Genomic DNA, 6,521 nt, shown 5'->3' with positions numbered 1-6,521 from the left:
TAAGGCTGTGTTAACCCTCTATTTGTATCCTTGTCCGCTCGGCGCGCTACCCTTCCGCTGGAAGTCCGTTCCCGGGGAGAGGAGCTTGAGATGTCGGCGATGGGCTGGGAGAGCATGTTCAGGGCGATGCGGGGCGACGACAGGAGGGCGGCGCTCGAGGCGCTGCTTGCCGTTATGGAGGCCGACGCGTCCGGGGACGCCGGCGACCGGCCCTGCTGCCCGAGGTGCGGGTGCCCGCACGTGGTTCGCCGCGGCCGCGACGCCGACGGGGCCCAGCGGTGGCTGTGCCGCGGCTGCGGCAGGACCTTCCGGGGCACGACGGGCAGCGTGCTCGCCTCCAGCAGGCTCGACGGCCCGACCTGGGCCGAGTACGCCGCCCTCATGGTCTCGGGCGCCACGCTCAGGGACTGCGCGGCGGCCTGCGGCGTGTCGCTGCGGACGAGCTTCTCGATGCGCCACCGGCTCCTCGAGGTCATGGAGCGGTCGCTGCCCGCCTTCGAGGCCGGGCCGGGGTGCCCCGTGCAGGTCGACGAGACGCTCGTCCCGGACTCGCTCTCCGGCAACCACTCGCGCGGGGGCGCGCCGATGCCCCGCCCGGCCCGCAGGCGCGGCGGCGACGGGGCCCGCGGCGGCGTCAGCCGCGACAAGGTCTCGGTCGTGGTGGCGGCCAACCCGCGCGGGGGCGTGTTCCTGCAGGAGGCCTGCCGCGGCAAGCTCGGCGTCGGCGACGCCCGGCGCGCCATGGCCGGCTGCGCGGTGGAGGGCGCCGTCGTCTCGACCGACCGCCAGAAGGGCTACGTGAGGGCGCTGCGCGAGATGGGCGCCGCCGCGCACCTGCGCTTCGCCTCGGGCGGCTCGCCCGCCCCCCTCAACCTGGTCAACTCGGTGCACTCGGCCCTCAAGGCCTTCCTCTCGAGGTTCCGCGGGGTCTCGACGAGGAGGCTGCACGGCTACCTCATGTGGTTCAAGTGGCAGCGGGAGGCCAGGCGTCTCGGGGACCTGCCCGGCGCGATCCGGGAGCACATGGGCACGGCGCGGTACCGCCTCAGCTGGCGGGAGCGCGTCGGGGCGCCCTACCCCTTCCATCCCGAGATGGGCGTACAAATGGAGGGTTAACACAGCCTGGTCCTAAAAACCGTGTTGGTCTTTTATGGGCATACCAGGCGACGGTACAATGATGCCGGCCTCGCCGCAGGGACGAGCGCCCATGCTCGCTGGGGCATCGGGTGCGCGGCGACCGGACCGGCCGCAGAGGCGGCATCCGTCCTCTTGCAACCAAGGCATCCTATCGAAAGGATCAAGCGATGAAATACTTCGGCACCGACGGCTTCCGTGGCGAGGCGAACGTGGGGCTCACCGTAGAGCATGCGTTCAAGATCGGTCGCTACGTGGGCTGGTATTACGGCGAGCGCCGCAACACCAAGGCGCGCGTGGTACTGGGCAAGGATACCCGCCGCTCCAGCTACATGTTCGAATCTGCGCTTACGGCAGGTCTCGTCGCTTCGGGCGCCGATGTGTATATGCTGCACGTCATCCCCACGCCGGGCGTCGCCTACGAGACGGTCGACGGCCGTTTCGACTGCGGCATCATGATCTCTGCGTCGCATAATCCCTATACCGACAACGGCATCAAGCTGGTCAACAGCGAGGGTTACAAGATGGACGAGGATGTCCTGGAGCTCATCGAGGACTACATCGACGGCAAGAGCGAGGTGCCGCTTGCCACGGGCGACCATATCGGTTCGACCATCGACTACATGCAGGGGCGCAACCGCTACATCGCACACCTCATCGCGAGCGCCAATTTCTCGCTGCAGGGCGTGAAGGTCGGCCTGGACTGCGCCAACGGTTCCGCATCGTCCGTTGCCAAGCCGGTGTTTGATGCGCTTGGCGCCGATGTGCGCGTGATCAATAATGCGCCGAACGGCCTGAACATCAACGTCGACTGCGGCTCCACCCACATCGACCGCCTGCGCCGCCACGTGGTCGAGCAGGGCCTCGACGTCGGCTTTGCCTACGACGGCGACGCCGACCGCTGCATCGCGGTCGACGAGCGCGGCAACGTGGTCGACGGAGACCTCATCATGTATGTGTGCGGCGTCTACCTCAACAAGCACGGACGTCTGACCGCCGGCACGGTCGTGCCGACCGTCATGAGCAACTACGGCTTGTTCAAGGCGTTCGATGACGCGCACCTGTCATACGAGACCACGGCCGTGGGCGATAAGAACGTCTATGCGTGTATGCGCGCCAACGGCTACAGCCTGGGCGGCGAGCAGTCCGGCCACATCATCTTCGGCGATATCGAGTGCACGGGCGACGGCATCATGACGAGCCTGCGCCTGATGGAGGTCATCCGTGCCGAGCGCGAGACGCTTTCGCAGCTGTGCGCGCCGGTGAAGCTCTATCCCCAGGAGCTCGTCAACGTTCGCGTGACCGACAAGGACGCCGCCATGGGCGATCCGGCGGTTGAAGCTGCTGCAAAGGAGGCAGGGGAGTTCCTGGGCGACCGCGGCCGCGTGCTCGTGCGCGCAAGTGGCACCGAGCCTTTGGTGCGCACCCTTGCCGAGGCGCCGACCGACGAGCTCTGCCGTCAGGCGAACGCTATCGTGTTGAAGGCTTTGGAGCCGTACCGCGCCGAGTAGAGCACGGACCGTTCTTCCGCCACACACATATATGCGCTGATGCGGAATATGCGCTGATGCGGATGCGCCTTTCCTGCCGTTCGATCGGTGGGGGAGGCGCATCGTCTATATGGAGTGTCCCTTCCCAAGCGGATCTGCGCTCACCGCGAGCGGGCTGTTCTATAGAGCCCCTCGTGTCATCGAAACGCCAGTCGCTCGCATGCGAAATGCTGCCGTACGCACAGCCTTTCTGTAAAGATTGCCGAGTTTCCATTGACGAAAAATGTCGCCCCTCCTACTATGAAAAAACATGGAGGGGAGACATTTTTCTCTTCTAAAGGCAACACTTTGAAGGAGCCGTTCGTATGAAGAAGTTTGTAACCTTGCTTGCTGCGGCCACGCTGGCGTTTTCCGCCCCGTGCATCGCGCTTGCCGCTCAGTTCAACAGCCCGAGCGGCACGACCGTCACCGCGCCGTCCTCTCCGACGGGCGTCCAGGTGTCCATGACCGTTTCGGGTGATGTGACGAGCGCATCCGGCTCTGGCTACATCGATGCCGAGCCTGCCGCCTCCGGCGTCCAGGCCGACAACGTGCCTGCCGGCGTGACCCCCGATGCCAGCTTTACCGTCGAGGCCGTGGGCGATGCGACTTTCACTGAGCTCACGCTCACCTTCAGCGTTGGCTCTCAGTACGCCGGCGCCAATGCCACCGTGTACATCACGCACGGTGACGGCACGAGCGAGACCCGCAACGTGACCGTTGCCGCCAACGGCACCGTGTCCATCACCGTCGACCGTCTGTCCGTCTTCTCGATCGTCGTGGACAAGGATTCCGTCCCGGCAGGCAACCAGACCACGGGTGGCCAGACCACGGGCGACAAGACCCAGGGCAATCAGGGCGGCTCGACGGTTAAGACCGACACCTCGGCCACCTCTCCCCAGACCGGTGTCTTTGTTGCTCCGATCGCCGCAGTGACCGCCGTCGCCACGATGGGCGCCGCTTCCGCCGCCGTCGCGCTGCGCAAGAAGGGCTCCAAGTAGGAACGTCCGCGCTCCATGCGCATATGCGTATAGGCATCCAATGGGAACCTGCCTTCCGCGGGTTCCCATTTTGTATTAAGACCGCGTCGATGTTGAGTTGCCATGAGTCTTGCGGCGTGCGACACCGTGCCGCGGCTGGCAGCAGACGATGAATGGACGACCCATGACGGATATGAACAGACCGAAGCATATGAGGCGGCGGGAAACCCCAGCAGAGGAGGCGGGCGCGTCAAGCGAGTCCGGCGGCGCGACGAGCGCGGGGTCCCATGCGCGCGGTTCGGCGTCCGCGCCACAGACATCGCAGGTGTCGACGCCGTCCTCTCGGGCGACGGCTTCTCGGACCTCACCGACAGATGGGGGCAGCAAAAGCCCAGAGACGCCGCACGCCTCGCGTCGCCGCACGGTGCTGCTCACGGCGGTGCTCGCAGCGTGTCTGGTCGTGGCGGTGGGTGGAGCCGTAGCCTTGTCGGGCGTGCTTTCGGCCGGCGACCGCGCACAGGAGCGTCAGGAGCAGACGCCCGTTCCCGAGACTGATGTTCAGGCGGGCGATGAGCTGCCGGAAAACCCCATAGACTTTGCCGAGCAACAGGAGATCAGCGCAGATATCTATGCGTGGATCTACATCCCCGGCACCGGTATCAACCTCCCTATCGTCCAAAGCTCGGTCGACGATACCTTTTATCTGCGTCGCGATGTCACGGGCGCGAGCGACGTATATGGTTCCATATTCACCCAGAGCATGAACGCGCGGGATTTCTCAGACCCGGTGACGCTCATCTACGGGCATGACACGGACAACGGGACCATGTTCGGCGATCTTCACGAGTTCGAAGACCAGACGTTTTTCAACGAACACGAGGACCTCTACATCTATACGCCGGGCCACATCCTTCGCTATCGCATCATCGCGGCGTATGTGTATGACGATCGCCACATCATGAACAGTTTTGATTTCTCGGATCTGGCGGTACGGCAGCGGTATTTCGATGCGGTGCTGAATCCGACGTCCATGGTGAAAAACGCGCGCGAAGGGGCATCGCTTACCACCGATGACAAGATCGTCCAGCTGAGCACCTGCAACGGGGTCGCGACAAGCGATAACACGCGCTATCTGGTGACGGGGGTGCTGGTAGATGATCAGGCGACGCAATAGGCAGGATTCCCGCAAGGACGAAGCCGCTGCAGGTGGCGTCGCCTCGACCAGCTGGGCATCGGCAAGAAGACGAGAGGTCGAAGGCGGGCTGGCGGGCGATGTCGCGAGCGCCTCTGCTGGCGGTCGCCACTTTAAGGCCGAAGCATCCGAAGACGCTGCCGTGGCCGTTCCCGCTGCAGCGATTACCGGAAAGGGGAATGCCGTGTCCCAGAAAACAGCTGACAACGCCGAAGGGCGGCCTTCCGCTGCGATGGATTCCTCGCGGCATGTGAATGAGGGCGCAGCGAAGGCGCGGGAAACCGAGATGGAAAGCATCGGCGACCTCGATGGCCAGGATGCCGACCGTCGCGCGGCGGACGAGGGCGGCGCTTCGGTGGCGGGATCTCCTGACGAGGGGTGGACCGAGGCAGACGGCATCGGACGCGACCTGCCGCCGCTTCCCGAGCTGCCCAGGGACCCACATGAGGGCCTGCACCGTGTGCGCAAGAAGACCCATATCAAGGCGAAGCGTCGCCTGCGGGTCATGGCCATCGTGATTGCGGTCATTGCCGTTTTAGTAGGCACGGCGGCGTTTGCGCTCAGTCGCATGGTCGCCCAGGGCGAGGAGGCTCTGCGCGACGCCTCGACACCGGAGGAGCTTGAGACCTCCGAAGATGCAACGTCCAACGATAAGGGCATGACCGTCGAATACCAGGGAAAGACGTATCGCTACAACGAGAACATGGTATCCATCGTGGTGATTGGCTACGACCGCCGCGACAGCGTGGAGACTACCGGCAAGGCGGGGCAGGGCGACGCCATCATGGTGGTCGCCATGGATACCGAGACGGGGTCCATGCGGGTCATCGGCATTCCGCGCGACACCATGGTCGACGTTGACGAGAACCTGGGAGATGCGTTCATAGGCCAGGACCAGATGCAAATCGCCCTCGCGTTCAGCTATGGAGACGGGTATGACGAGAGTAGCCGGAACGTGGTGCGCGCGGTGTCTCGCATTCTCTATAACGTGCCCATGGAGTATTACTTCGCCATGGATATGGACGGGGTCGGACCGCTGAACGACGCTGTCGGCGGGGTGACGCTCACACCGCTCGCGTCGATTCCGAGCACCTCGATCGTGGAGGGGCAGCAGATCACGCTGCGCGGCAAATTGGCGCTTCGCTACGTGCAGTATCGCGATACCTCGCAGCTCACCTCTTCGCTCGATCGCCAAGCGCGCCAGGTGCAATATCTCCAGGCGTTCTTCCCCCAGGCGATTGCAAGCGCCAAGGGCAACCCGAGCGTGCTGATCGATCTGTATAACACCGCCCTGGAGTACTCCACCACCAACCTGGGCCTCAGCGAGTTCAGCTTTCTGGCGACAAAGCTCATTCAAAACGGCATGAGCCAGCTTGACGTCACGACGCTTCAGGGAGAAGCGACCAAGGGCTCCCAATACGTCGAGTTCCATCCCGATATGGCAAGCGTATACGAGACCGTGCTGGATACCTTCTATGTCCCAGTATCGGACGATGCGGCCGACCACACCGAGGAGTAGCTGCCCTTTCATGCCCCGACATGCCTTGTGCATGTCGGGGTTGTTTCTTTCATGGACTTTAGTCCGTGCCGCGCGGCACGCGCGGCGCAGAAAACCACCCGCTGTGCGGGTGGATGGCACTAGATGCTATGCAACGAGGCCCCTTCCCCTCTAGCATGGTGATTGTT

General features: G+C 64.2%; 5 protein-coding genes. All 5 read left to right on the top strand.

Going from position 1 to position 6,521, the window contains the following annotated elements:
• Nucleotides 1–90 precede the first annotated feature (90 nt).
• The 5 genes from B5F33_RS10630 (at nucleotide 91) to B5F33_RS10610 (ending at nucleotide 6,354) form a co-directional block, all read left to right on the top strand.
• Nucleotides 91–1,116, top strand: a complete 1,026-nt coding sequence (locus B5F33_RS10630) for an IS1595 family transposase (RefSeq protein ID WP_087411795.1) — start codon at nucleotides 91–93, stop codon at nucleotides 1,114–1,116.
• Nucleotides 1,117–1,304: 188 nt separating this feature from the next.
• A complete protein-coding gene (gene glmM, locus B5F33_RS10625; RefSeq protein WP_087411794.1) occupies nucleotides 1,305–2,645 on the top strand; it encodes a phosphoglucosamine mutase in 1,341 nt (446 codons plus the stop codon).
• Nucleotides 2,646–2,989: 344 nt separating this feature from the next.
• Entirely contained in the window at nucleotides 2,990–3,664 is a 675-nt protein-coding gene (locus tag B5F33_RS10620) for a hypothetical protein (protein WP_087411793.1), read from the top strand.
• Nucleotides 3,665–3,854: 190 nt separating this feature from the next.
• On the top strand, nucleotides 3,855–4,817 hold the full coding sequence (locus B5F33_RS10615; RefSeq protein ID WP_087411796.1) for a sortase: 963 nt from the start codon (nucleotides 3,855–3,857) through the stop codon (nucleotides 4,815–4,817).
• Nucleotides 4,798–6,354: an LCP family protein gene (locus B5F33_RS10610; RefSeq protein WP_087411792.1), complete on the top strand. Its 1,557-nt coding sequence runs from the start codon at nucleotides 4,798–4,800 to the stop codon at nucleotides 6,352–6,354. Before B5F33_RS10615 ends, B5F33_RS10610 begins: the two co-directional genes overlap by 20 nt.
• Nucleotides 6,355–6,521: the final 167 nt, after the last annotated feature.

This window comes from Collinsella sp. An2, from assembly GCF_002160065.1.
In the GTDB taxonomy this organism is placed as follows: Bacteria; Actinomycetota; Coriobacteriia; order Coriobacteriales; family Coriobacteriaceae; genus Limicola.
The sequence above is the reverse complement of the archived record's forward strand: the minus strand, read 5'-3'. Positions and strand labels throughout refer to the sequence as shown.